The sequence below is a fragment of the Micromonospora sp. NPDC023869 genome (assembly GCF_055559695.1).
In genome coordinates this window covers 289,850-314,830 of the sequence record NZ_JBVHKD010000004.1, presented here as the reverse complement: position 1 = coordinate 314,830, position 24,981 = coordinate 289,850, and the positions used below count along the sequence as shown (strand labels likewise).

At 71.6% G+C, this 24,981-nt stretch carries 21 protein-coding genes; 12 read left to right on the top strand and 9 right to left on the bottom strand.

Annotated features, from left to right (window positions below; translation table 11 throughout):
* The first annotated feature begins 57 nt into the window (after positions 1 to 57).
* A complete protein-coding gene (gene uvrC / locus ACZ31C_RS14800; RefSeq protein ID WP_465795709.1) occupies positions 58 to 2,106 on the top strand; it encodes an excinuclease ABC subunit UvrC in 2,049 nt (682 codons plus the stop codon).
* A gap of 450 nt (positions 2,107 to 2,556) precedes the next feature.
* Here the strand turns inward: uvrC and recQ are convergent, their stop codons facing one another.
* Both recQ and ACZ31C_RS14790 read right to left on the bottom strand, forming a co-directional pair.
* Positions 2,557 to 4,437: a DNA helicase RecQ gene (gene recQ / locus ACZ31C_RS14795; protein WP_465795708.1), complete on the bottom strand. Its 1,881-nt coding sequence runs from the start codon at positions 4,435 to 4,437 to the stop codon at positions 2,557 to 2,559.
* Positions 4,438 to 4,618: 181 nt separating this feature from the next.
* Complete coding sequence (locus ACZ31C_RS14790; protein WP_465795707.1) at positions 4,619 to 5,272, bottom strand: hypothetical protein; 654 nt, start codon at positions 5,270 to 5,272, stop codon at positions 4,619 to 4,621.
* Positions 5,273 to 5,563: 291 nt separating this feature from the next.
* Here ACZ31C_RS14790 and rapZ point away from each other — a divergent pair, with 291 nt between their 5' ends.
* The 8 genes from rapZ (at position 5,564) to ACZ31C_RS14750 (ending at position 12,623) form a co-directional block, all read left to right on the top strand.
* On the top strand, positions 5,564 to 6,439 hold the full coding sequence (rapZ, locus tag ACZ31C_RS14785; protein ID WP_396743303.1) for an RNase adapter RapZ: 876 nt from the start codon (positions 5,564 to 5,566) through the stop codon (positions 6,437 to 6,439).
* On the top strand, positions 6,436 to 7,413 hold the full coding sequence (locus ACZ31C_RS14780) for a gluconeogenesis factor YvcK family protein (protein ID WP_465795706.1): 978 nt from the start codon (positions 6,436 to 6,438) through the stop codon (positions 7,411 to 7,413). Before rapZ ends, ACZ31C_RS14780 begins: the two co-directional genes overlap by 4 nt.
* A gap of 54 nt (positions 7,414 to 7,467) precedes the next feature.
* Positions 7,468 to 8,448 (top strand): DNA-binding protein WhiA, encoded by a 981-nt coding sequence (gene whiA / locus ACZ31C_RS14775; RefSeq protein WP_350696532.1) that lies wholly within the window; start codon positions 7,468 to 7,470, stop codon positions 8,446 to 8,448.
* 333 nt (positions 8,449 to 8,781) lie between these two features.
* A complete protein-coding gene (gene gap, locus ACZ31C_RS14770; RefSeq protein ID WP_350696533.1) occupies positions 8,782 to 9,786 on the top strand; it encodes a type I glyceraldehyde-3-phosphate dehydrogenase in 1,005 nt (334 codons plus the stop codon).
* The gene (locus tag ACZ31C_RS14765) at positions 9,783 to 10,991 is read left to right on the top strand and encodes a phosphoglycerate kinase (RefSeq protein ID WP_465795705.1); all 1,209 of its coding nucleotides are present in this window, start codon (positions 9,783 to 9,785) and stop codon (positions 10,989 to 10,991) included. Before gap ends, ACZ31C_RS14765 begins: the two co-directional genes overlap by 4 nt.
* A 3-nt stretch (positions 10,992 to 10,994) precedes the next feature.
* Positions 10,995 to 11,786: a triose-phosphate isomerase gene (gene tpiA, locus ACZ31C_RS14760; protein WP_350696535.1), complete on the top strand. Its 792-nt coding sequence runs from the start codon at positions 10,995 to 10,997 to the stop codon at positions 11,784 to 11,786.
* 95 nt (positions 11,787 to 11,881) lie between these two features.
* Entirely contained in the window at positions 11,882 to 12,142 is a 261-nt protein-coding gene (secG, locus tag ACZ31C_RS14755; protein ID WP_131052175.1) for a preprotein translocase subunit SecG, read from the top strand.
* A gap of 136 nt (positions 12,143 to 12,278) precedes the next feature.
* Positions 12,279 to 12,623, top strand: a complete 345-nt coding sequence (locus tag ACZ31C_RS14750) for an RNA polymerase-binding protein RbpA (protein ID WP_465795704.1) — start codon at positions 12,279 to 12,281, stop codon at positions 12,621 to 12,623.
* A gap of 101 nt (positions 12,624 to 12,724) precedes the next feature.
* Here the strand turns inward: ACZ31C_RS14750 and pgl are convergent, their stop codons facing one another.
* From pgl to tkt, 6 genes are read right to left on the bottom strand one after another with little or no spacing between them, the layout of a single operon-like run.
* Positions 12,725 to 13,489 carry a 6-phosphogluconolactonase gene (gene pgl, locus ACZ31C_RS14745; RefSeq protein ID WP_465795703.1) on the bottom strand — a complete coding sequence of 255 codons (765 nt, stop codon included), beginning with the start codon at positions 13,487 to 13,489 and terminating at the stop codon, positions 12,725 to 12,727.
* 56 nt (positions 13,490 to 13,545) lie between these two features.
* A complete protein-coding gene (locus ACZ31C_RS14740; protein WP_396742906.1) occupies positions 13,546 to 14,562 on the bottom strand; it encodes a glucose-6-phosphate dehydrogenase assembly protein OpcA in 1,017 nt (338 codons plus the stop codon).
* A gap of 31 nt (positions 14,563 to 14,593) precedes the next feature.
* Positions 14,594 to 16,108 carry a glucose-6-phosphate dehydrogenase gene (zwf, locus tag ACZ31C_RS14735; RefSeq protein ID WP_465795702.1) on the bottom strand — a complete coding sequence of 505 codons (1,515 nt, stop codon included), beginning with the start codon at positions 16,106 to 16,108 and terminating at the stop codon, positions 14,594 to 14,596.
* A gap of 37 nt (positions 16,109 to 16,145) precedes the next feature.
* On the bottom strand, positions 16,146 to 17,768 hold the full coding sequence (locus ACZ31C_RS14730) for a glucose-6-phosphate isomerase (protein ID WP_465795701.1): 1,623 nt from the start codon (positions 17,766 to 17,768) through the stop codon (positions 16,146 to 16,148).
* Positions 17,769 to 17,816: 48 nt separating this feature from the next.
* The gene (gene tal / locus ACZ31C_RS14725) at positions 17,817 to 18,998 is read right to left on the bottom strand and encodes a transaldolase (RefSeq protein WP_465795700.1); all 1,182 of its coding nucleotides are present in this window, start codon (positions 18,996 to 18,998) and stop codon (positions 17,817 to 17,819) included.
* A 13-nt stretch (positions 18,999 to 19,011) separates the two neighbouring features.
* The gene (gene tkt / locus ACZ31C_RS14720) at positions 19,012 to 21,150 is read right to left on the bottom strand and encodes a transketolase (RefSeq protein ID WP_465795699.1); all 2,139 of its coding nucleotides are present in this window, start codon (positions 21,148 to 21,150) and stop codon (positions 19,012 to 19,014) included.
* A 268-nt stretch (positions 21,151 to 21,418) separates the two neighbouring features.
* Between tkt and ACZ31C_RS14715 the strand changes: the two genes are divergently transcribed.
* The 3 genes from ACZ31C_RS14715 to ACZ31C_RS14705 all read left to right on the top strand — a co-directional run bounded on the left by ACZ31C_RS14715 (position 21,419) and on the right by ACZ31C_RS14705 (position 23,955).
* Entirely contained in the window at positions 21,419 to 22,375 is a 957-nt protein-coding gene (locus tag ACZ31C_RS14715; RefSeq protein ID WP_396742921.1) for a heme o synthase, read from the top strand.
* 300 nt (positions 22,376 to 22,675) lie between these two features.
* The gene (locus ACZ31C_RS14710; RefSeq protein ID WP_396742924.1) at positions 22,676 to 23,011 is read left to right on the top strand and encodes a hypothetical protein; all 336 of its coding nucleotides are present in this window, start codon (positions 22,676 to 22,678) and stop codon (positions 23,009 to 23,011) included.
* A gap of 32 nt (positions 23,012 to 23,043) precedes the next feature.
* Positions 23,044 to 23,955 (top strand): ATP-grasp domain-containing protein, encoded by a 912-nt coding sequence (locus ACZ31C_RS14705; RefSeq protein WP_465795698.1) that lies wholly within the window; start codon positions 23,044 to 23,046, stop codon positions 23,953 to 23,955.
* A gap of 50 nt (positions 23,956 to 24,005) precedes the next feature.
* Here the strand turns inward: ACZ31C_RS14705 and ACZ31C_RS14700 are convergent, their stop codons facing one another.
* Positions 24,006 to 24,977 (bottom strand): COX15/CtaA family protein, encoded by a 972-nt coding sequence (locus tag ACZ31C_RS14700; protein ID WP_465795697.1) that lies wholly within the window; start codon positions 24,975 to 24,977, stop codon positions 24,006 to 24,008.
* Between the last annotated feature and the right edge of the window lie 4 nt (positions 24,978 to 24,981).

Genomic DNA, 24,981 nt, shown 5'->3' with positions numbered 1-24,981 from the left:
AGAAGAGGCCAAGTGGGGATGATCAGGGCTGTCGGGGGTGGCGACTAGTCTCGGAGTGTGGCTGATCCGTCGACCTACCGTCCCGCGCCGGGCACCATCCCCGAGGCGCCGGGGGTCTACCGCTTCTACGACGGCACCGGCCGGGTGATCTACGTCGGCAAGGCGCGGAACCTGCGCAGCCGACTCAACTCCTACTTCGGCGACCTGTGGGGCCTGCACCAGCGCACCCAGCAGATGGTCACCACCGCCGAGTCGGTGGACTGGGTCACCGTCGGCACCGAGGTCGAGGCGCTCCAGCTCGAATACCTCTGGATCAAGCAGTACGACCCGAGGTTCAACGTCCGCTACCGCGACGACAAGTCGTACCCGTACCTGGCGGTCACCCTCGACGAGGAGTACCCACGGCTGCAGGTGATGCGGGGCAGCAAGCGCAAGGGCGTGCGCTACTTCGGGCCGTACTCGCACGCCTGGGCGATCCGCGAGACGCTCGACCTGCTGCTACGGGTCTTCCCGGCGCGGACCTGCTCCGCCGGGGTGTTCAAACGGGCCGGGCAGGTCGGCCGGCCCTGCCTGCTCGGCTACATCGGCAAGTGCTCGGCACCCTGCGTCGGCAGCGTCACCGCCGAGCGGCACCGCGAGATCGTCGACGACTTCTGCGACTTCATGGCCGGACGCACCGACTCCATGGTGCGCAAGCTGGAACGCGAGATGACCGAGGCCAGCGAGGCGCTGGAGTTCGAGCGGGCGGCCCGGCTGCGCGACGACGTCGCCGCGTTGCGCCGGGCGATGGAGAAGCAGACCGTGGTGCTCGGCGACGGCACCGACGCCGACGTGGTCGCGTTCGCCGACGACCCGCTGGAAGCCGCGGTACAGGTCTTCCATGTACGCGGCGGCCGGGTACGCGGTCAGCGTGGCTGGGTGGTGGAGAAGACCGAGGACCTCAGCACCGGCGACCTGGTGCACCACTTCTGCACCCAGGTCTACGGCGGCGAGCAGGGCGAGACCGACGTCCCGCGCGAGCTGTTGGTGCCGGAGCTGCCCGCCGACGCCGAGGCCCTCGCCGACTGGCTCTCCCAGCACCGGGGCAGCCGGGTGACGCTGCGGGTGCCGCAGCGCGGCGACAAGCGCACCCTGATGGAGACGGTCGGGCGCAACGCGAAGGACGCGCTGGCCCGACACAAGCTCAAGCGGGCCGGCGACCTCACCACGCGCGGCAAGGCGCTCGACGAGATCAGCGACGCGCTCGACATGCGTACCGCGCCGTTGCGCATCGAGTGCTTCGACATCTCGCAGATCCAGGGCACCGACGTGGTGGCCAGCATGGTCGTCTTCGAGGACGGCCTGCCCCGCAAGAGCGAGTACCGCCGGTTCATCATCCGGGGTGCCACCGACGACCTCTCCGCGATGTCCGAGGTGCTGCGCCGCCGCTTCGCCCGCTACCTCGACGCCCGCGCCGAGACCGGCGAGGCGGGCGTGGAGTCCGCCAGCGACCTGGCTGCTGCTGCCGACCTGGCTGCCCCCGCTGCCCCGGCCGCTGCCGACCTTCCCGCCTCCGCTGAGGCGACGCGCGACGGTGCGAACATGGGCGAGGACGAGCCGAAGGTGGGTGTGCTGGTCGACCCGACCACCGGACGGCCGCGCAAGTTCGCGTACCCGCCGCAGTTGGTCGTGGTCGACGGCGGCGCACCGCAGGTGGCCGCCGCCGCCCAGACACTCGCCGAGTTGGGCATCGACGACGTGGCGCTGTGCGGCCTGGCCAAGCGACTGGAGGAGGTCTGGCTGCCCGACGACGACTTCCCGGTCATCCTGCCGCGCACCTCGGAGGGGCTCTACCTGCTCCAACGGGTACGCGACGAGGCCCACCGCTTCGCCATCACCTTCCACCGGCAGCGCCGCTCGAAGCGGATGACCACCTCCGCGCTGGACAGCGTCCCCGGCCTCGGCGAGATACGCCGCAAGGCGCTGCTGCGCCACTTCGGCTCCCTCAAGCGCCTCTCGGCCGCCACGGTGGACGAGATCACCGAGGTCCCCGGCATCGGCCGGCGCACCGCCGAGGCGATCCTCACCGCCCTCGGCGCCACCGACAGTCCGGCAGCCACCGACTGATCCGCACGGTCAGCTCCGACTCGACCGCCTCATCGACCCACGCGGCAGCCTCAATGGGCTTCGTCGCCACCTCGTCGGCTTCCGTGCGGTCTCGGTCGTGGTCAGGTTCCGCCCGACCTGGTCGAGCACCAGGCTGGTCGGCGTGAGCGCGACCTTGTCGGCGGGGTCGATGCGCGTCGCGCGGGGGGCTGCCAGGTCAGGTGACGCGACTATCGAGCTGACTGCACCGACGGATCGCCTTTCCCGAGAGCGCAAACGGTTCAGCTCGAAAGGCGCTGACCTGGAAGGTGACTGCATCGACTGACAACCCTTCCGAGAGCACGGCCGGTTCCGCTCGAAGGCGTTGACCTGGTTGGGGGAGGGACACCGCCCGCCGGACACGCCGACATCGCCGCTTCGGCCGAGCGCCGAGTGGCACAGCCGCCGAGCAGCGCCCGGCCGAGCAGCGGGTCAGGCCGGGTCGGCGAGCACCCCGAGGATCTGCTCGCCGTACTTGGCCAGCTTGTTCTCGCCGACACCGCTGATCCGCGACAACTCGGCCAGCGACGACGGAGCATCGGCGGCGATCTGCCGCAACGTGGCGTCGTGGAAGATGACGTAGGCGGGTACGCCCTGCTCCTTGGCACTGGCCGCGCGCCAGGCGCGCAGGCGCTCGAACGTACCGGCTGCTTCGGCCGGCAGTTCCGCGACCACGGTGGCCGCGCCCCGGGGCTTGGCCACCTTCGCCGGGCGGGCCGGCTCCCGGCGCATCATCACGGTGCGCCGCCGGCCGAGCACCTCGGCGCTGGCGTCGGTGAGCGCCAGGGTGCCGTAGTCGCCCTCGACGGCGAGCAGGCCCTCGGCGAGCAACTGGCGCACCACGCCCCGCCACTCCGCCTCGCTGAGGTCGTCGCCGATGCCGAAGACGGTGAGCGAGTCGTGCCGGTGCTGGACGATCTTGTCGGTGCTCTTACCCAGCAGGATGTCGATGCAGTGCCCGGCGCCGAACCGCTGGTTGCGTTCCCGGTCCAGCCGGAACACCGTGGAGAGCAGCTTCTGCGCGGCGACCGTGCCGTCCCAGGACTCCGGCGGGGCCAGGCAGGTGTCGCAGTTGCCGCAGTCACCGTCCAGGCGCTGCCCGAAGTAGTCGAGCAACTGCACCCGTCGGCAGCGGACCGTTTCGCAGAGCGCCAGCATCGCGTCGAGGTGCGCGGCGAGGTTGCGTCGGTGGGCCAGGTCGCCCTCGGAGGTGTCGATCATCTTGCGTTGCTGGACGACGTCCTGGAGCCCGTACGCCAACCAGGCGGTCGACGGTAGCCCGTCCCGGCCGGCACGACCGGTCTCCTGGTAGTAACCCTCGACCGACTTGGGCAGGTCGAGGTGGGCGACGAAGCGGACGTCCGGCTTGTCGATGCCCATGCCGAAGGCGATCGTCGCCACCATCACCACGCCGTCGGCGCGCAGGAACCGCTGCTGGTTGGCGGCGCGGGTCGCCGCGTCCAGACCAGCGTGGTACGGCAGCGCGTCGATACCGTTGGCGGTGAGGAACTCGGCCGTCTTCTCCACCGAGGCGCGCGACAGGCAGTAGACGATGCCGGCCTCGCCCGGGTGCTCGTCGCGCAGCAGGGCGAGCAGTTGCTTGCGCGCCTCCCGCTTCGGCACGATCCGGTACTGGATGTTCGGCCGGTCGAAGCTGGCCACGAAGTGCCGCGCCTCGGTCAGGTTGAGTCGGGTGGCGATCTCCGTACGGGTGGCGCTGGTCGCGGTGGCGGTCAGCGCGATCCGGGGTACGCCCGGCCAGCGCTCGTGCAGCATCGACAGGTTGAGGTAGTCCGGCCGGAAGTCATGGCCCCACTGCGACACGCAGTGCGCCTCGTCGATGGCGAAGAGACTGATCCGCCCCCGGTCCAGCAGGCTCAGCGTGGCACGACTGGCCAGCGCCTCCGGGGCGAGATAGAGCAGGTCGATCTCCCCGGCGACGAATTCCGCCTCGACCAGCCGACGGGTGTCCAGATCCAGCGTGGAGTTCAGGAAACCGGCGCGTACCCCGACGGCGGTCAACGCGTCGACCTGGTCCTGCATCAACGCGATCAACGGCGAGATCACCACCGCGACACCGTCACGGACCAGCGCCGGGATCTGGTAGCACAGCGACTTGCCGCCACCGGTCGGCATCAGCACCAACGCGTCACCACCGGCCGCCACGTGCTCGATGACCTCCTGCTGGAAGCCACGGAACGCGTCGTACCCGAAGACCCGCCGCAGCACGTCGAGCGCCGCTGTCACCTTCTCGGCGACAGGCGCATCGGAGGTGGCCAGGTCGGTGACGCTCACGTCGGCGGGAGAGACCATCCGAGGATTCTACGAGCCACACCGGTCGGCGTTCGTGACCACGCGGCGCGACTGATCGGGCGGCACTCGGATCGTGGCAGCGCAGCTGCTCTCGCCCCGGCGTGTCGGCTAGCTGCGGTGCCACGTTGAAGCTGGTTCGCTGGTCTGACCACCGCAGGGCGGGGCGGACGGGGCTCGGGGTTCAGTAGGTCGGTGGGACCGGGATGCGCTTGGCCCAGCGCACCTCGCCGTCGGCGTCGACGTAGCAGAAGGCCACCACCAGGTGGGTCGGGTCCTCCAGCGGCGAGGCATCGGGATCGAGACGGAACACCGCGATCAGGCTGCCGTCGCCGGTCGCGCGGGTGCCGATCGCGCCGACGTGCGGTGCGCTTCCCTGCGTACCGTCCGGCTCCTCGCGGGCGGCGGTGTCGGCCAGCCAGTCGTACCGGGCGGCCAGCACCTCGTACGCGTCGGACCAGTTGAATCCGGCGTCGCCGGCGGCGTCGGAGCCGCCCTCGGGGCGCAGCACCCGAGGCGGTGATTGCCGGTCGTCGAGCAGCATGACCTGGTAGGAGCCCTTGCGTGGCGGCCCGGACCAGCGCAGTCGCAGCACCACCGACTGCCGGTCGGGGTCGCCGCGGACGCGGTCGGTCGCGTGTGGCCAGCCGAGCGCGGCAGCGGTGCGCCCCACCCGGTCCGGCTCCGGCAGACGGGCCTCGACGGTCACCGCGACCTGGTCGCCGCCGTGTGCCCACTCACGTTCGCGTTCGACGAAACGATCCACCGTGGCCAGCACCGCGATCGTGACCGAGACAAGGGCCACCACCCAGCGCAGCCGCGCCCCGTGCCTCCCCATTTCCGGAGGATAGCGGCCTCGGGCGTCACGTGCCGTCAGTCAGCCGACACGAGCCGTGTTAGGAAGGGGCCCTTTCTAACGCCTGGTGTATAGCAGGGGACCCCTCCTTACACTCCCAGGCCGGCTGGTGGACGGTGCGGCGGTGCGCTCCGTCGGGTCGGGAGCGGCGAGCTAGAGTCGGCGCTTGACCATGCCCGGTCGGCTCCGACCGCGGCGCCACGGCTTGGGGGTTGATGGGTGGGCGAGGCGCACACGACCGGTCACCACGGCGGCGTATCCGGTGAGTCCGGGATGGTGGCCGGCGAGACGGACACCACCCTGGTCGTGGTCACCGGCCTCTCCGGTGGCGGGCGCAGCACCGTGGCCCGGGCTCTGGAGAACGTCGGCTTCTACGTGGTGGACAACCTGCCGCAGGCGCTGTTGCTGGACATGGCCGAGCTGGCGGTGAAGGCCGGTGGGGCCGCCCGGCGTACCGCGATGGTGCTGGACGTGCGCTCGCGTGCCTTCTCCACCGACCTGGCCGAGGCGATCCGGGAGCTGAAGGAGCGTGGCTACGCCCCCCGGGTGGTCTTCGTCGACGCCGACGACGAGGTGCTGATCCGGCGCTTCGAGAGCGTGCGGCGCTCGCATCCGTTGCAGGGCGACGGACGGCTCGCCGACGGCATCGCCGTCGAGCGGGGACTGCTGGAGGAGGCCCGCGACCAGGCCGACGTGATCATCGACACCAGCCACCTCAACGTCAACCAGCTCCGCCGACGCGTCGAGGAGCTGTTCGGCGCGGAGGACGCGCGGCGGCTGCGACTGACCGTGATCTCCTTCGGCTTCAAGTACGGCCTGCCGCCGGACGCCGACTTCGTGATGGACGCCCGGTTCCTGCCCAACCCGTTCTGGGTGCCCGAACTGCGTGAGCACACCGGTCGGGAGGAAGCGGTCAGCGCGTACGTGCTGAGCCAGGCCGGCGCCGACGCGTTCGTCGACGGGTACGCGGACCTGGTCGGCGCCACCACCTCGGGGTTCGAGCGGGAGGGCAAGCGGTACCTGACCGTGGCGGTCGGCTGCACCGGCGGCAAGCACCGCAGTGTGGCGATCGCCGAGGAACTGGCGGCCCGGCTGCGTCGTGCCGGGCTTGCCGCCAACGCACAGCACCGGGATCTGGGGCGGGAATGACGGTCCGGGTGGTGGCCTTCGGGGGCGGGCACGGCCTGTCCGTGTCGTTACGGGCGTTACGTCGCTGCGCCCCCGGACTCGATCTCGACATCACGGCGGTGGTGACCGTCGGCGACGACGGCGGCTCCAGTGGGCGGCTGCGCGCCGAGCGGGGCGGGCTGCCCCCCGGTGACCTCCGGCAGGCGCTGGTCGCGCTGGCCGGCGACCATCCGGCGACCCGGCGCAGCGCCGGCCTGTTCCAGCACCGGTTCGGCCCGGCGACGCGCGGCCTGCCCGGTAAGGGCGACGGGCTGGGTGGGCACGCGGTGGGCAACCTGGTGATCGCCGGGTTGATGGAGCAGCTCGGCGACCCGGTGGCGGCCCTGGAGCACGCCGGGGCGATGCTCGGCACGGTCGGGCGGGTGCTGCCGATGTCCTGCGAGCCGGTCGACATCGAGGCCCGGGTACGCGCCGCGGACCCCGGCCGCCCGGACGAGGTGTGCACGGTACGCGGTCAGCACCAGGTGGCGATCACCACCGGCCGGGTCGAGTCGGTGCGACTGACCCCGCAGGCGCCGGCGGCGTGCCCGCAGGCGGTCGCCGCGATCGGTGCCGCCGACTGGCTGATCTTCGGTCCGGGAAGCTGGTACACGAGCGTCCTGCCGCACCTGCTGGTGCCGCAGTTGGCCGCGGCGATCCTGGCCAGCCCGGCCCGCCGCCTGGTCACCCTCAACCTGGCCGCCGAGAAGGAGACCCTCGGCCTCTCCGTCGCCGATCACCTGGCGGCGCTGCGTTGGTATCTGCCGGAGTTGACGGTCGACGTGGTGCTCGCCGACGCCAAGGCGGTCGGTGCCCCCGAACCGGTCGACCGTGCGGCAGAATCCCTGGGAGCCCGACTGGTCCTCGCTCCCGTCGCGGTCGATGACGGCACTCCCCGACATGATCCGGCCGCCCTGGGCGCCGCACTGGTGCCCGTACTGGGCGCCGATCGTTAGACACGTACGTAATCTCCGGCGACACGCCGGAACGGGTCCGTGAGGGGACGCACAATGGCGATGACGGCTGCGGTCAAGGACGAGCTGAGTCGGGTCGACGTGCCCAAGCCCTGCTGCCGGCGGGCGGAGATGGCCGCGCTGCTGCGGTTCGCCGGTGGGCTGCACATCGTCTCCGGGCGGGTGGTGGTGGAGGCCGAACTCGACACCGGCGCGGTGGCCCGTCGGTTGCGGCGGGAGATCGCCGAGGTCTACGGCTACTCGAGCGAGATCCACGTACTGGCCTCCGGTGGGCTGCGCAAGGGCAGCCACTTCATCGTCCGGGTGGTCAAGGATGGCGAGGCCCTGGCCCGGCAGACCGGCCTGCTGGACGTGCGGGGCCGGCCGGTACGGGGGCTGCCGCCGCACGTGGTGGCCGCCAACGTCTGCTGCGCGGTGTCCGCGTGGCGGGGGGCGTTCATGGCGCACGGCTCGCTGACCGAGCCGGGCCGTTCCAGTGCGTTGGAGATCACCTGCCCGGGCCCGGAGTCGGCGCTGGCGCTGGTCGGTGCCGCCCGCCGGATCGGCATCACCGCCAAGCAGCGGGAGGTGCGCGGCGTCGACCGGGTGGTGGTCAAGGACGGTGACGCGATCGCCGCGCTGCTGACCCGGGTCGGTGCCCATTCCAGCGTGCTGGCCTGGGAGGAGCGTCGGGTCCGCCGCGAGGTGCGGGCCACGGCGAACCGGCTGGCCAACTTCGACGACGCCAACCTGCGGCGTTCGGCGCGGGCGGCGGTGGCCGCCGCCGCCCGGGTGACCCGGGCCCTGGAGATCCTCGCCGACGACGCGCCCGAGCACCTGACCTCGGCCGGCCGGCTGCGGCTGGAGCACCGGCAGGCGTCGCTGGAGGAGTTGGGCGCGCTGGCCGATCCGCCGTTGACCAAGGACGCCATCGCCGGGCGGATCCGCCGGCTGCTGGCGCTGGCCGACAAGCGGGCCCGCGACCTGGGCATCCCGGATACCGAAGCGGCCGTCACGCCCGACATGCTCGTGGTCTGATAGGACGGTGGGTCGTCCCGGCGCGGGCGGGCCGGCGAGGCACGCCCTCGTCGCCGCGCGTCGTCGAGGCGGTGCGGCGTCCGGCGGCGCGGGTGAGGGAAACCACCCGGCGCGGCGCGGCTCGCCGCGCTCGGATATGGTCGCTGCGTACGGCAAGGGGGCCGGCACCGGCGCTCCCCGCCGTACCCACCGCCTCGGGGCGGTCAGGTCCCTCGGACCGCGGCGGGGTGGCCGAGATGAACCGTCAACGGCCGGCTCCAACGGTCGGCGCACACCACTTCGCCGGCCGAGGGTCTCCACGCCGGCGAACCAGAACGCGAGGAGATGGGACCTGTGACCATCCGGGTTGGCATCAACGGCTTCGGCCGTATCGGCCGTAACTTCTTCCGGGCAGTGCTGGCGTCCGGCGCTGACGTCGAGGTCGTGGCCGTCAACGACCTGACCGACAACGCGACGCTCGCTCACCTGCTCAAGTACGACAGCATTCTGGGTCGCCTCCCGCACGAGGTCAAGGCCACCGCCGACGAGATCACCGTCGGTGGCAAGACCATCAAGGCGTACGCCGAGCGTGACCCGGCCGCGCTGCCGTGGGGCGACCTGAACGTCGACGTCGTCATCGAGTCGACCGGGTTCTTCACCGACGCCACCAAGGCGAAGGCGCACGTCGACGGTGGGGCCAAGAAGGTCATCATCTCGGCACCGGCCAAGAACGAAGACGTCACCGTGGTGATGGGTGTCAACCAGGACCAGTACGACCCGGCCAAGCACACCATCATCTCGAACGCCTCCTGCACCACCAACTGCCTCGCGCCGATGGCGAAGGTGCTGCACGACACGTTCGGCATCGAGCAGGGTCTGATGACCACGATCCACGCGTACACCCAGGACCAGAACCTGCAGGACGCGCCGCACTCGGACCTGCGTCGGGCCCGGGCCGCCGCGCTGAACATCGTGCCGACCTCGACCGGTGCCGCGAAGGCGATCGGCCTGGTGCTGCCGGAGCTCAAGGGCAAGCTGGACGGGTACGCGCTGCGGGTGCCGATCCCCACCGGCTCGGCCACCGACCTCACCGTGACCGTCGGTCGGGAGACCACGGTGGACGAGGTCAACGCCGCGCTGAAGGCCGCCGCCGACGGTCCGCTCAAGGGCATCCTGGTCTACAACGAGGACCCGATCGTGTCGGCCGACATCGTCACCGACCCGGCGTCCTGCATCTTCGACGCGCCGCTGACCAAGGTGATCGGCAACCAGGTCAAGGTCGTCGGCTGGTACGACAACGAGTGGGGCTACTCGAACCGTCTGGTCGACCTGGTCAAGCTGGTGGGTAAGTCCCTGTGAGTGCGACCATCCGCAACCTCGACGACCTGCTCGCCGAGGGGGTGTCGGGTCGGCGCGTGCTGGTGCGCGCCGACCTGAACGTCCCGCTCGACAAGCAGACCGGGGCCATCACGGACGACGGTCGCATCCGCGCGGTGCTGCCGACGCTGGGCGCGCTGGTCTCGGCCGGCGCGAAGGTGGTCGTCTGCTCCCACCTCGGTCGCCCGAAGGGCGCGCCGGACCCGCAGTTCAGCCTCACCCCGGTCGCCGGCCGACTCGGTGAGCTGCTCGGCGCGCCGGTGCACTTCGCCACCGACACGGTCGGCGAGTCGGCCCAGGCCACCGTGGCGGCGCTCGCCGACGGCGAGGTCGCGCTGCTGGAGAACCTGCGCTTCAACAAGGGCGAGACCAGCAAGGACGACGCCGAGCGCGGTGCCTTCGCCGACCAGCTCGCCGCCCTCGGCGACGCGTACGTCGACGACGCGTTCGGTGCGGTGCACCGCAAGCACGCCAGCGTGTACGACGTACCGGCGCGGCTGCCGCACGTCGCGGGTCGCCTGGTGCTGCGCGAGGTGGAGGTGCTCTCCACGCTCACCGAGTCGCCGGAGCGGCCGTACGTGGTGGTGCTGGGCGGTTCCAAGGTCTCCGACAAGCTCGCCGTGATCGAGGCGCTGCTGCCGACCGTGGACCGGCTGCTCATCGGTGGCGGCATGTGCTTCACGTTCCTCAAGGCGCAGGGCCACGAGGTGGGTACCTCGCTGCTCGAGAAGGACATGGTCGAGACCTGCCGCAACCTGCTGGAGCGCGGCGCGGGCAAGATCATGCTCCCGGTCGACGTGGTGGCCGCGGACGCCTTCGCCCCGGACGCCGCGCACGACGTGGTGCCGGCCGACGGCATCCCCAGCCACCGGGTCGGGCTCGACATCGGTCCGGAGACCGTGGCCGGCTTCGCCGCCGCGCTGCGGACCGGCACCCGGACGATCTTCTGGAACGGCCCGATGGGCGTGTTCGAGATGGCCGCGTTCGCGGGCGGCACCCGGGGGGTCGCCGAGGCGATCGCCGAGTCCGAGGCGTTCAGCGTGGTCGGTGGCGGCGACTCGGCGGCGGCGGTGCGGTCGCTCGGCCTGGACGAGAAGTCCTTCGGCCACATCTCCACCGGCGGCGGCGCCTCCCTGGAGTACCTGGAGGGCAAGACCCTCCCCGGCATCGCGGCCCTGGAGAACTGACTGATGGCAAGTGCTCCCCGCCGGCCGCTGATGGCCGGCAACTGGAAGATGAACCTCAACCACCTCGAGGCGAACCTGCTGGTGCAGAAGCTGGCGGCCAGCCTCACCGAGAAGCAGCTGACCGACGTGGAGACGGTGGTCCTGCCGCCCTTCACCGACCTGCGCACGGTGCAGACCGTGGTGGAGGGCGACAAGCTGCTCATCGGCTACGGCGGTCAGGACCTCTCGGCGCACGCCTCCGGCGCGTACACCGGTGAGATCGCCGGGTCGATGCTGGCGAAGCTGGGCTGCACCTACGTGGTGATCGGGCACTCCGAGCGGCGTGCCTACCACGACGAGGACGACGCGCTGGTCAACGCCAAGGTGCAGGCCGCGCTGGCCAACGGGCTCACCCCGATCCTCTGCGTGGGGGAGGGGCTGGACGTCCGCGAGCAGGGCGGGCACGTGGCGCACTGCGCCGACCAGCTCGACGCGGCCCTCAAGGGGCTCACCGCCGAGCAGGTCACCAAGGTCGTGGTCGCGTACGAGCCGGTCTGGGCGATCGGCACCGGCAAGACGGCGACCCCGGACGATGCCCAGGAGGTGTGCGGCGCGGTGCGGTCCCGGCTCGCCAAGACCTTCGACCAGGCCACCGCGGACCAGGTCAGGGTGCTCTACGGCGGTTCGGTGAAGTCGTCGAACGTGGCCGCGATCATGGCGCAGCCGGACGTGGACGGTGCCCTGGTGGGCGGCGCCAGCCTGGACGCCGAGGAGTTCGCGAAGATCTGCCGGTTCCCGGAGCACATCACCGGCTGATCGCTCGCTATCCTTGACTCCGCCCGTCCGCCGGTCGGTGCCGCCGTGCCCGACCTGTCCGGGCGAGGATCGTAACGAGAGGACTGACCCCCGCCATGCCGATCTGGTTCGCCTACACGTTGATCGTGTTGCTGGTCATCACGAGCGTTCTGCTCGTCCTGCTGATTCTGCTGCACCGGGGCAAGGGCGGTGGGATGTCCAGCATGTTCGGCGGTGGGGTCAGTTCCAGCCTGGCCGGGTCGTCGGTCGCCGAGAAGAACCTCGACCGCTACACCGTCCTGGTGGGCATCGTGTGGTTCGCCTGCATCGTCGGGCTCGGGCTCTGGCTCCGGCTCGAAGTCGGCACGGGGGTCTGAGCCGCCTCTCCAGTCGTACAATCTGCGCGCGGTCCGTCACTCGACGGGCCGCGCGCAGTCCGTTTCACCCGCTGCACCGCGTCGCCCGCCGTCCACCCCTCGACGGCGGTCCCCTCCGACGACAGGAGCGAGCGCCGTGTCGAACGGCCAATTCATCCGGGGCGCCCGGGTCGGGTCCGCGCCCCCACGCCATCCCGAACGCCATCAGCCGGTCCCGTGCCGGTCGGTGAGCTACTGGTGCCGTAACGGGCACCGCACCGACATCCGGCTGGCGGCCGAGGTGCAGGCCCCGCCCACCTGGGACTGCCCGCGTTGCGGTTTGCCGGCCGGTCCGGACGCCCACGATCCGCCCGGCCGGGTGCGGGCCGAGCCCTACAAGAGCCACCTGGCGTACGTGAAGGAGCGGCGTACCGAGGCCGAGGGGGAGGCGATCCTCGCCGAGGCCCTCGCGGCCCTGCGTCGCCGACGCGGCTCCCGCTGAATCCCGCTGCCTGCCGCAGGCACAGGGCTCGCGCTGGAAGTGTTAGGAAGGGTCCCCTGCTATGCACCAGGCGTTAGCAGGGGACCCTTCCTTACATCGGGTCAGCGCAGGCTGCGGAAGCGGGCGGGGAGGTCGGCGGCAGCGGCGCGGTCCAGCAGCCAGAGAGTGCGGCTGGTGCCCTGGACGCCGGCCGCCGGCACCTGCACCGGCCCGGCGCCGGCCAGCGCCATACCGACCGCCTGGGCCTTGTCGGAGCCACCGGCCACCAACCAGACCTCCTCGGCGGTGTTGATGGTCGGCAGGGTCAGGGTGATCCGCACCGGCGGCGGCTTGGGGCTGCCCCGCACCGCACTGACCGGACGACTCTCGTAGTGCACCGGGTGCTCGGGGAAGACCGAGGCGACGTGCCCGTCCTCGCCCACACCGAGCATCAGCACGTCGAAGTGGGGCAGGACGGCGGTGCCGGGCCGGGCGGCCCGGGCCAACTCGGCCGCGTAGCGGGCGGCGGCCTCCTCCGGGTCGGCGCCCGCGTCCGACGGCGGCATCGGGTGGATCCGGTCCGGGTCGACCGGCAGCGCGTCGAGCAGCGCGGCGCGGGCCTGCGTCTCGTTGCGGTCCGGATCGCCGGCCGGCAGGAACCGTTCGTCGCCCCACCAGAAGTCCACCCGGGACCAGTCCACCGCGTCCTTGGCCGGCAGGGCGCCGACCGCGCGGTAGACCGCCGCCGCGATCCGTCCGCCGGTGAGCACCACCGCCGCCTGGCCCCGTTCGGCCTGGGCGTCGAGCAGCTTCACCACCAACCGCGCCGCGACCGCCTGCGCCAGCAGATCCGCGTCCGCGTGTACGGCGACACTCGCCTCAGTCATGCTGTCCTTCCGCGACCGCGCGGCGGTCGGTGTCGTGGGATTCCCGGGCCGGACGGTCAGGAACCGGTGCTGGTGGAGCTGTGCGCCGTGACGCCCGCCTCGGCGCGCTGCGCGGTGCTCGGATCCTTCCAGACGTGCACCCGCTGGCCGGAGCGCCGGTCCAGGTTGGTCAACCCGGCGAAGGCGCCGAGCGTCTCGGCGTACACCTGGTCGGGGCCGAGCCGGCGCAACTCCTCGGCCAACTCGTCGCCGAGCGGCCGACGCACCAGCGGCAGCACCCGGTCCTCCTGGCCGGTCCGCCGGAAGACGGCCATGCTGTCGTCCCGGGTCAGCGTCAACTCGTCGCCGTTGGCGCAGCGCAGTTGCACCTCGCGCATCCGGGGGAACTCCTTGGTCCGCTCCCAGCGGGGCTTGATGCCCAGCCGACTGCGTAGCCAGCCACGCATCAGCGCGGCCGTCGGGTCGGTCGGCGGTGCGACCACCGCCGCCTCGGTGAGCTGCGCCTCGGTGGTGTCGAAGGCCCCGGCGACCAGGGTGCGCCACGGGGTGATCCGGGTCCAGGCGAGGTCGGTGTCGCCGGGGGCGTAGTCGCGGGCCCGCAGCCGCAGCGCCTCGATCGGGTCGGGGGCCTGGGCGGAGTCGGTGATCCGCCGGTCGGCGACCACGCCGAGGAAGTCGGTGGCGATCTCGTCCGGCGGCTCCCCGTGCCACCAGGTGACCACCGGTACGTCCGGCACCAGCAGCGGCATCACGACCGACTCGGCGTGCAACGCCAGCCGGCCGTACATCCGCATCACCACGGCCTCGCACGGGCCCAGTCGACCGCCGACGACGATCTCGGCGTCGAGGCGGTTGCGGTCACGGTCGACGTCGGAGCGGACCACCACCAGCAGCCGGCACGGGTGCGCGGCGGCGGCGATGGTGGCCGCCGCCTCCGCGTCGCGGACCCGCTTCTCGTCCACCACCACGATCAGGGTCAGGGCCATGCCGCTGGCCACGCCACCGGCACTGCGTCGTTCGGCGGCGAGCGCCTTCACCACCTCGTTGCCGGTGGTGTCCCACAATCCGATCAACGGAGCCTCCTGGTTCGCTCGCGGTGCCCGGTCACGCCCGCCGCCAGGCGCGGCCTTCGCGGGCCAGCATCTCGTCGGCGGCTCGGGGACCCCACTCACCGGACCGGTAGGGCTCGGGCTTGGTGCCCTCCCATGCCTCCACCAGCGGGTCCACCACCGCCCAGCTCTGTTCCACCTCGGCGGCGTCGGGGAACAGCGTGCGGTCGCCGATCAGCACGTCCAGGACCAGACGTTCGTACGCCTCGGGGCTGGACTCGGTGAACGCCTCGCCGTACTGGAAGTCCATCGCGATGTCGCGGACCTCCATCGTGGTCCCCGGCACCTTGGAACCGAACTTGAGCACCACGCCCTCGTCCGGCTGGACCCGGATGACGAGCTGGTTGTTGCCGAGCATCTCCATGTCGGCCGGGTTGAACGGCAGGTGCGGGGCCCGCTTGAACATCACCGCGACCTCGGTGACCCGTCGGGGCAGCCGCTTGCCGGCGCGGATGTAGAACGGCACCTCGGCCCAGCGGCGGTTCTGGATGCCTAGCCGTACCGCGACGTACGTCTCGGTGGTCGAGGTCTGCGGGACCCCGTCCTCCTCCAGGTATCCCTTGGCCCGCTGGCCGCCGACCCAGCCGGGCAGGTACTGCCCGCGTACGGTGCCGTCGGCGACGTCGTGCGGCAGGGTGATCGCCTTGAGTACCTTCAGCTTCTCGGCCCGGATCTCGTCGGCGTCGAAGCTGGTCGGCTCCTCCATCGCGACCAGGGCGAGCAGTTGCAGCAGGTGGTTCTGGAGCACGTCGCGGGCGGTGCCGACGGAGTCGTAGAACCCGGCCCGCGAGCCGATGCCGACGTCCTCGGCCATGGTGATCTGCACCGAGTCGACGTACTGCGAGTTCCACAGTGGCTCGAAGAGGCTGTTCGCGAACCGCAGGGCGAGGATGTTCTGGACCGTCTCCTTGCCCAGGTAGTGGTCGATGCGGAAGACGTCCTGCCGGGTGAACACGTCGTCGACCAGGTCGTTGAGGGCCTTGGCCGAGGGCAGGTCGTGCCCGAACGGCTTCTCCACCACGACCCGCCGCCAACCGCCGCACTTCTCGTTGTCGGCCATGCCGGTGCGGGCGAGTTGCTTGAGCACCACCGGGAAGGCGGCCGGGGGGATGGAGAAGTAGAACGCCGCGTTGCCGTGGATGCCGTGGCTGTCGCGCAGCCCCTCCAGGCAGGAGGCGAGGTTGTCGAACGCGGTGTCGTCGTCGAACGAGCCGCCGACGAACTTGATGTTGTGCTCCAGCCGCGACCAGACCTCCTCCCGCCACGGGGTGCGGGCGTGTGTCTTGGCCGCCTCGCGGGCCAGCGACGCGAAGTCGCCGTCGCGCCAGTCCCGCCGCGCGAAGCCGACGACCACGAAACCGGGTGGCAGCAACCCCCGGTTGGCGAGGTCGTAGACCGCGGGCAGCAACTTCTTCTGGGCCAGGTCACCGGTGACTCCGAAGATCACCAGAGCGCAGGGCTCCGGGATCCGCGGCAGCCGCCGGTCCTGCGGGTCGCGCAGCGGGTTCACGCCGCCTCCTCGCTCCGCTCGTCCACGTCGTCCATCGTCATGCCCGCAGCGACCCGACCGCGTCGATCAACCGGGTCAGGCCCGCCGACCGCTCGGTCAGGTGCAGGTGCAGCAGCGGGCGTCCACGACCGGCCAGGGCGCGCCGGTCGCCGGCGGCCTGGGCCGCCTGTCGTTCCCCGAAGGTGTACGGCTTGCCGGGCACCGGCAGATCAACTGTGACCGTACCGGTTATCTGAAGAAAGCTACCCGCCTGCGGACCGCCCTTGTGGTACTGACCGGTGGAGTGCAGGTAGCGGGGTCCCCAACCGAAGGTGACCGGTCGTCGGGTCAGCGCGGCCAGCAGCGGGCGCAGCCGTGCGGCGGCGGCCTCGGCGTGCGGGTCGAGATAGGCGGTGACCGCCAGGTATCCGTCATCGTCGAGGCCGGCCAGCAGATGGCGCAGGGCGTCGGGCAGGTCGCCCGGGGTGCCGGGCGGTGCGTACACCTCGATCGCGCCGGTGGTGGACGACGGTGTCGGCACCGGCGGCGGGTCGGCCAGGATCGCCTCGGTGTGCCGGGCGGACTCGGCGGCGTCGGGCCGGTCGAACGGGTCGACGCCGAGCACGGTGGCGGCGACGGCGGCGGCGTACTCCCAGGCCAGGAAGTGGGCGCCGAGCGGGCCGTTGACCGCCACGTCGGGCGTGGTGCCACCGGCGGGCACCGCCGGAGCGGCGAGCGCGCCGCCGTAGCTGACGGTGAGGACGTCCGGCCCGGTCAGGCCGGGGTCGTCCGGTGACCCGAGCACCACCGGCAGGATGCCCTGACCCTCCTTGCCGGTGGCACCGGCGAGCAGGTGCTCCACCCAGTCGCCCAGTCCCTCGACGCCGGTACCGTCGCCGACCAGCGCGACCGTGTCGCGCCCGGTCGTCGCGGCGGCGGCCAGCGCGGCGCCGAGCGCCAGGGCGGGATTGTCCTGCGGGCGTGGCAGCGAGCCCGCGAACGCGTCGGCCTGGTCGAGCAGGTCGGCCACCGGTACACCGGCCAGCGCGCAGGGCACCAGCCCGTACGCGCTCAGCGCCGAGGAGCGTCCGGTCACCGGCGGGTCGGCCGGCACGGTGATCGCCTCCCACTCGGCGGCGGCGGTCGCCAGCGGCGAACCCGGCTCGGTTACCACCACGAAGTGCCGACCCGCTTCGGCCTCGCTCAGCCCCGCGTCGAGGAACGCCTGCCGGTAGGCGCGTCGGTGGTCGTCCATCTCCGGCGTGGCCTCGGCGGCGCCGGTCAGCACCACGACGGTGCGTGCCAGCCGGTCGTCCAGGGCGGTCCGGACCCGGCCGGGGTCGGTGGTGTCGAGCACGGTCAGCGGATGACCGGTGGTGCGGGCGACGGCCTGCGCCGCCAGCGGGGTGCCGCCCGTGCCGAGCAGCACCACGTGGTCGAGGTCGGCCAGTTCCGCCGCCAGTTCGGCGAGGCGGGGGAGCAGGTCGTCCCCGCCGCCGGGCCGACCGGCCGCCGCCGGAAGGTCCCACAGGGGTGGGTCCTGGGCGGCCAGCCGGGCCGGCACGTCGGCGTCGAGCAGGGCCTGTCGGGTGGAGGCCGGCGTGCCGTCGTCCACGGCCCGCGCGCCGTGCACGGTCAGACCTCCCGCCGACTCGGCGGGTGCGGCCAACAGGTCACCCACGCCGCCACCCCGGTGGGGCGGCGGCGTGGGAGACGCCTGGTCGCAGGGTCACGCATTGCCTCCGGCGCGCACGGCGGCGTCGGCGTTCTCGCTGGCGGCGTCGCTCGGGTGGCCGCTGCCCTGTCCGGCGGCGGCGAGCGACTTGCGGACGCCGTCGAGCAGTTCGCCCCAGCTCGCCTCGAACTTCTCGACGCCCTCGCGCTCCAGCGTGTCGATCACGTCGGCCAGGTCCACCCCGACCGCACCGAGGTCGGCGAAGACCTGCCGAGCGTCGTCGTACGCGCCGGTGACGGTGTCCGGACGGGTCTGGCCGTGCTCGGCGTACGCGTGGATGACCGACTCCGGCATGGTGTTGACCGTGCCCGGCGCGATCAGCTCCTCGACGTAGATGACGTCCCGGTAGTCCGGGTTCTTCGTCGAGGTGGAGGCCCACAGCGGGCGCTGCGGGTGCGCCCCGGCGGCGGCCAGCGCCTGCCACCGGTCGCCGGAGAAGACCTCGGCGTACCGCTCGTAGGCCAGTCGGGCGTTGGCCACGGCCGCCTTGCCGCGCAGGGCCTTGGCCTGCTCCGAGCCGATCTTCTCCAGTCGCTTGTCCACCTCGCTGTCGACCCGGGAGACGAAGAACGAGGCCACCGACGTGATCGTGGACAGGTCGTGCCCGTTCGCCTCGGCCTGCTCCAGGCCGGCGAGGAACGCCTCCATCACCTGCGAGTAGCGGTCCAACCCGAAGATCAGCGTGACGTTGACGCTGATCCCCTCGGCGAGCGCGGCGGTGATCGCCGGCAGGCCGGCCTCGGTCGCCGGGATCTTGATGAACAGGTTGGGCCGGTCGACCAGCCACCACAGCGCCTTGGCCTCGGCGACCGTCTTGGTGCTCTCGTGGGCCAGACGCGGGTCCACCTCGATGGAGACCCGGCCGTCGACGCCACCGCTGGCGTCGTACGACGGCCGCATCACGTCGCAGGCCCACCGCACGTCGTACGTGGTGAGCATGCGGACGGCCTCTTCCACCTCGACGCCCCGGGTGGCCAGGTCACGAAGCTGCCAGTCGTACTCGTCGGCGTCGCTCAACGCCTTCGCGAAGATCGTCGGGTTGGTGGTCACCCCGACGACGTGCTTCTCCCGGCGGAGCTGGTCGAGCCCGCCGGAGCTCAGTCGTACCCGGGAAAGGTCGTCGAGCCACACCGCCACCTGCGCGGCGGAGAGCTCACCCAGCCTGTCGGTCGTCATTCACGCGCCTCCCTCAGTTGCCGGTCGTGAAACCGGTGATGTCACCGACCCGGGTCAGCGCCGCGTGCGCCGCGGCGACGATCCGGTCGGGGGTGAAGCCGAACTGTTCGAAGAGCACGGAGTGCGGTGCGCTCGCGCCGTAGTGCTCCAGGCTGACGCTCTCGCCGCAGTCGCCGACGATGGCGCGCCAGGACATCCCGATGCCCGCCTCCACGCTCACCCGGGCCTTTACCCCGCGCGGCAGCACCGACTCGCGGTACGCCTCGTCCTGCGCGAAGAACCACTCCTGGCAGGGCATCGAGACGACCCGGGTGGGGGTGCCGTCAGCCTCCAGCCGCTCCCGCGCGGTCAGGCAGAGCTGCACCTCGGAACCGGTGCCGACGATGATCACCTGAGGCTTGCCGTTGGACGCCTCGGCCAGCACGTAGCCGCCCTTGGCTACGCCCTCGGCCCCGCCGAGCTGCGAGCGGTCCAGCGTGGGCAGCGCCTGCCGGCTCAGCGCCAGCGCGGTCGGCCGGTCGGTGTGCTCCAGCGCCTGCCGCCACGCCCACGCCGTCTCGTTGGCGTCGGCCGGCCGGACCACGTCCAGGCCGGGGATGGCCCGCAGCGCGGTCAGGTGCTCCACCGGCTGGTGGGTCGGACCGTCCTCGCCGAGACCGATCGAGTCGTGCGTCCAGACGTAGACCACCGGCAGCTTCATCAGCGCGGCCAGTCGGACGGCGGGGCGCATGTAGTCGCTGAACACCAGGAACGTGCCGCCGTACGGGCGGGTGCCGCCGTGCAGGGCGATGCCGTTGAGGATGGCGCCCATGGCGTGCTCGCGGATGCCGAAGTGCAGCGTCCGACCGTACTCGTGACCGGGGAACTCCTTGGTCGCGAACTGGCTGGGCACGAAGGAGGGCTCACCCTTCATCGTGGTGTTGTTGCTCTCCGCCAGGTCGGCGGAGCCGCCCCAGAGCTCGGGCAGCACCGGCGCGAGCGCGGCGAGCACCTTGCCGGAGGCGGCCCGGGTGGCGACGCCCTTGGCGTCGGCGGGGAACTCCGGCAGCGCGTCGGCCCAGCCGTCGGGCAGGATCCGCCCGGCCATCCGGTCGTACAGCGCGCGGCGCTCCGGGTTGGCCTCGGACCAGGTGCCGAAGGCGGTGTTCCACTCCTGCTCGGCGGCGTCGCCGCGGCCGAGCGTCTGGCGGGTGTGGGCGAGCACCTCCTCGGTGACCTCGAACGACGCGGTCGGGTCGAAGCCGAGGATGTCCTTGGTGGCGGCCACCTCGTCGGCGCCCAGCGCCGAGCCGTGGATCTTGCCGGTGTTCTGCTTGTTCGGTGCGGGCCAGCCGATGATGGTGCGCAGCCGCACGAACGACGGGCGACCGGTCTCGGCCTTGGCGGCCAGCAGCGCCTGGTACAGCTCGTCGACGTTCTCGTGGTAGTCGCCCTGGTCGGCGTCGCCGGTCCGCCAGTCGACCGTCAGCACGTGCCAGCCGTACGCCTCGTAGCGGGCCGCGACGTCCTCGCTCAACGCGATCCGGGTGTCGTCCTCGATCGAGATCTCGTTGTCGTCGTAGATCACGCAGAGGTTGCCCAGCTGCTGGTGCCCGGCGAGCGCGCTGGCCTCGTGGGTGATGCCCTCCTCGATGTCACCGTCCGAGGCGATGCACCAGATGTGGTGGTCGAAGACGGACTCGCCCGCCTCGGCCTCCGGGTCGAACAGGCCACGCTCCCGGCGCGCCGCCATCGCCATGCCGACGGCGTTGCCCAGGCCCTGCCCGAGCGGGCCGGTGGTGGTCTCGACGCCCGGGGTGTGCCCGTGCTCGGGGTGACCCGGAGTGAGCGAGCCCCACTGCCGCAGCGACTTGAGGTCCTCCAGGCTCAGCGGGTAGCCGGCGAGGAAGAGCTGGATGTAGAGCGTCAGGCTGGAGTGGCCGGCGGAGAGCACGAAGCGGTCCCGGCCGGGCCAGTTCGGGTCGGCGGGGTTGTGTCGCATCACCCGGTTGAACAGCAGGTACGCCGCGGGGGCGAGGCTCATCGCGGTGCCCGGGTGGCCATTGCCGGATTTCTCCACGGCATCCATGGCCAGGACGCGGACGGTGTCCACGGCACGGCGGTCGAGGTCGGACCAGTCAAGTGCGGGGTGCGCAGGTCGGTTGGCAGCCACGGTGGTTTTGTGCTCCTCGGCGAGATGGGCGGAACCCTCACAGGTGACCCTATCGAGCGCGGCTAAACGTGCGCCCGAGGATCTCAGCATGCTGGTCTGTACGTTTCCGTTCCGCCCGACGGTTCAGTCGTGGGTGTGACGGCCCGCACCGTTACCGGGTCGCCCGGGCAGCCAAAACGACAACGCGTAGTGTGTGGGTCGGTGTGCGGACCCGAGACGGGTCCCCGCCGTCGTGACCTCCCCTGCCGAAGCCGGAAGGTGGCAATCCGTGAGCATGATCACCGAGCGCCCCGTCAGCAACCCTGCCGGGCAGACGCCGGTGCGCGCGACGGAGGAGGTGCCGGTCCGCTCGCGTGACCTGCGGGCGGTGGTGGCGGCGTACGTGACGCTGACCAAGCCGCGGATCGTGGAGTTGCTGCTGGTCACCACGGTGCCGGCGATGATGCTCGCGCACGGCGGGATGCCGTCGCTGTGGCTGGTCGCGGTGGTGCTGGTCGGCGGGTCACTCGCCGCCGGTGCGGCCAGCGTCCTGAACTGCTACATCGACCGGGACATCGACCAGCTGATGCGGCGCACCAAGCGTCGGCCGCTGCCGGCGCACACGGTGACGCCGCGTAACGCACTGGTCTTCGGTCTGGTGCTGGCGGTGGTCTCGGTCGCGCTGATGGCGGTGTTCACCAACCTGCTCGCCGCGGGGCTGACGCTGGCCGCCATCGTCTACTACGACGTGATCTACACGCTCTGGCTGAAGCGGACCACGGCGGCGAACACCTTCTGGGGCGGCGCGTGCGGGGCGGCTCCGGTGCTGATCGGTTGGGCGGCGGTGACCGGGACGCTGTCGCCGATCGCCTGGGCGCTGTTCGCGGTGGTCTTCTTCTGGCAGATGCCGCACTTCTACCCGCTGGCCATGAAGTACAAGGACGACTACGCCCGGGCGGGCATCCCGATGCTGCCGGTGGTGGCGTCGGTGCGGCGGGTCAACACCGAGATCATCCTGTTCGCCTGGCTCACGGTGCTCACCTCGCTGGCCGTCTGGGCGCTGGGCCTGAGCGCGATCTATGGCGTGCCGACGCTGGTGGTGGGCGCGATCTTCCTGGTCGAGGCACACAAGCTGGCCGGCCGGGCCAGCCGGGGCGAGCCGGTCAAGCCGATGCGGCTGTTCCACTGGTCCACCACGTACCTGACCATCGTCTTCGCCGCCGCCGCGCTCGACGCCCTGATCTGACGCAAGGAAGGGCCCCTTCTTAACGCCTGGTGCATAGGAAGGGTCCCTTCCTAACAATCGGGCTAGGCGAACGAATGCGATTTGTCTGCTTTGTCGCACTATCGACACCCGCTGCGGGATCGGTCTCATCCGAGCGCGCCTGATGGGATTGATGGCGTTATGCGGAGCCGATTAGGGTGATTCGCCCGGATAAAAACGGGCAAAGCTCCTGGTCACTGTCTTAAACCAGCAGGTAATCGGTATCACAAAAGCTTCCCGGTTCTCGCCCTTTCGCTTGCATCTCTGCTTAGGCTTCGCGTTATGGCAGATGGTTCCGATACGACGCTGACGGCTGATCAGACCGCCTCCGGCGCGGCCCCGAGCGGGCTGGTCGCGGGTATCAAGTCGTTCGCCGCCGGACACGGCGGGGCGAAGGCGGTCATCGAGTACGTCGGCAAGCGTGGGGCGCGGATCGTCCTGGTGGGTTCGGACGGTGCGTGGGGCGACCAGTTCGCGGAGGACACCGGGGTTGCCCGGGATGCCTGCGCGGCGGCCGGTGTCGCCGTGGAGAATGCCTGGGAGCGGGAGTTGATGGACCAGATGCGGCCCAGCAACGACCTCTGGCGTTCGATGGCCCGCCGCACCATGGCCCGCTAGATAAACTCGCACCACAGATAGATAGAGATAGATTGACTAACCACCACCAGTCGACCCGGGGGAAACCCCGGGTCGCTCTCGTCACCTGCACCGAACTGTCCGACCTGGAGCCGGACGACCGCCTCGTGATCGGCCCGCTCGCCGACCGCGGGATCACCGCCGAGCCGGTCGTCTGGGACGACCCGGCCGTCGACTGGTCCGCCTACGGCCTGTCAATGCTCCGTTCGCCCTGGGACTACTCGTCCCGCCGCGACGAGTTCGTCGCCTGGGCGGCGCGGGTGCCCCGGCTGGCCAACCCGGCCGACGTGGTGCGCTGGAACACCGACAAGCGCTACCTCGACGAGCTGTCCGCCGCCGGTGTGCCGACGGTGCCCACCGCCTGGGTGGTGCCCGGCGAGCAGTGGCGACCACCGGCCGACACCGGCGAGTACGTCGTCAAGCCCTCGGTCAGCGCGGGCAGCCAGGACACCGGGCGCTACGACCTGGCCGACCCGGAGCACCGGGACCTCGCCGTGGCCCACGTGCGCCGACTGGGTGGCGCCGGCCGGGTCGCGATGATCCAGCCGTACCTGAGCGCGGTGGACTCGGCCGGCGAGACCGCGCTGCTCTACTTCGCCGGTCCGGACGGGCCGACGTTCAGCCACGCCATCCGCAAGGGCCCGATGCTCGCCGGGCCCGATTCCGGGGTGGGCGGCCTGTACAAGGCCGAGGAGATCAGCTCGCGCGCCGCCGGTGCCGACGAGCTCGCGGTGGCGCAGCGGACCCTCGCGGCCGTGCCCGGCGGGCCGGAGCGCCTGCTCTACGCCCGGGTGGACCTGATCCCCGGCCCGGACGGGGCGCCGGTGCTGGTGGAGCTGGAGCTGACCGAGCCGTCGCTGTTCCTGGGATACGCCGACGGTGCCGCCGATCGCCTCGCGGACGCGATTCTCGCCCGGATGGGCTGATCGTCCGAGTTGCGGCCGTTGACGTGCCGGCGGAACCGCTCGGGCACCGCTCAGGCGTGTGCGGGCACCGGCTGCTCGGCCGCGACGGCGCTCTCGTCCGGCGTCGGCTGCACCGGGCGACGTTCCCGGATCGACCAGAGCACCGCCAGTGTCGACAGCCAGACCAGGCAGGAACCGAGCATGTGCGCGCCGACCAGCAGCACCGGCAGGTTGGTCAGGTACTGCACGAAGCCGATCACACCCTGGGACAGTTCGACCGCGAGCAGCACCCCGGCGGCGCGCACGGCGCGGGCCGGCGCACCGACCGCGCGCAGCGCCAGCCAGAGGCCGACGGTCAGGCCGATCAGCAGGAAGACCAGGTCGGCGTGCACCTGGGAGATGGTCTGCGGATCGAGGCCGTTGCGGACGGCGTTCGCATCGCCCGCGTGTGGGCCGCTGCCGGTGACCGCCACGCCGACCACGATCACTGCGGCGCTGACCACCACGGTCATCCAGGTCAACGTCCGCAGCGCGGAGGGCACCACCGGCACCTTCGGCCCGTCCGGCTCGCGCACCCGACGCCAGAGGGCGTACGCGACGAGCAGCAGCACCATCGAGACCACGAAGTGGATGCCGACGACCGAGGGGTGCAACTGGGTGCGGACGGTGATCCCGCCGATCACCGCCTGCGCCACGATGCCGAGCACCACTCCCAGGGCCAGCGGCACCGTGCCCCGGCGACGCGGTCGGTGCGCCAGCGCGGCCAGCAGCGTGGCGCCCGCGATCAGCACCAGCGCGAAGGTGAGCAGCCGGTTGCCGAACTCGATCACCCCGTGCACGCCCATCTCGGCCGTGGTGGTGTACGAGTCGTCGGTGCACCGGGGCCAGGTGGGGCAGCCGAGGCCCGAGGCGGTGAGCCGGACCGCCCCGCCGGTGACGACGATCACCGTGTTCGCGACGATGTTGGCGTACGCGAGTCGGCGCAGCAGGGTGGTGGAGACCGAGAACCGGGCGGGTCGCTTCACGAAGCGAATCCTACGCACCGTA

Excerpts from the sequence above, each read along its gene's own strand:
- recQ (WP_465795708.1), bottom strand. The coding sequence starts at position 4,437 with ATGGTCTCTCCCGCCGACGTGAGCGTCACCGACCTGGCCACCTCCGAT.
- ACZ31C_RS14790 (WP_465795707.1), bottom strand. The coding sequence starts at position 5,272 with ATGGGGAGGCACGGGGCGCGGCTGCGCTGGGTGGTGGCCCTTGTCTCG.
- rapZ (WP_396743303.1), top strand. The coding sequence starts at position 5,564 with ATGGTGGCCGGCGAGACGGACACCACCCTGGTCGTGGTCACCGGCCTC.
- ACZ31C_RS14780 (WP_465795706.1), top strand. The coding sequence starts at position 6,436 with ATGACGGTCCGGGTGGTGGCCTTCGGGGGCGGGCACGGCCTGTCCGTG.
- whiA (WP_350696532.1), top strand. The coding sequence starts at position 7,468 with ATGGCGATGACGGCTGCGGTCAAGGACGAGCTGAGTCGGGTCGACGTG.
- tpiA (WP_350696535.1), top strand. The coding sequence starts at position 10,995 with ATGGCAAGTGCTCCCCGCCGGCCGCTGATGGCCGGCAACTGGAAGATG.
- secG (WP_131052175.1), top strand. The coding sequence starts at position 11,882 with ATGCCGATCTGGTTCGCCTACACGTTGATCGTGTTGCTGGTCATCACG.
- pgl (WP_465795703.1), bottom strand. The coding sequence starts at position 13,489 with ATGACTGAGGCGAGTGTCGCCGTACACGCGGACGCGGATCTGCTGGCG.
- tal (WP_465795700.1), bottom strand. The coding sequence starts at position 18,998 with ATGACGACCGACAGGCTGGGTGAGCTCTCCGCCGCGCAGGTGGCGGTG.
- ACZ31C_RS14710 (WP_396742924.1), top strand. The coding sequence starts at position 22,676 with ATGGCAGATGGTTCCGATACGACGCTGACGGCTGATCAGACCGCCTCC.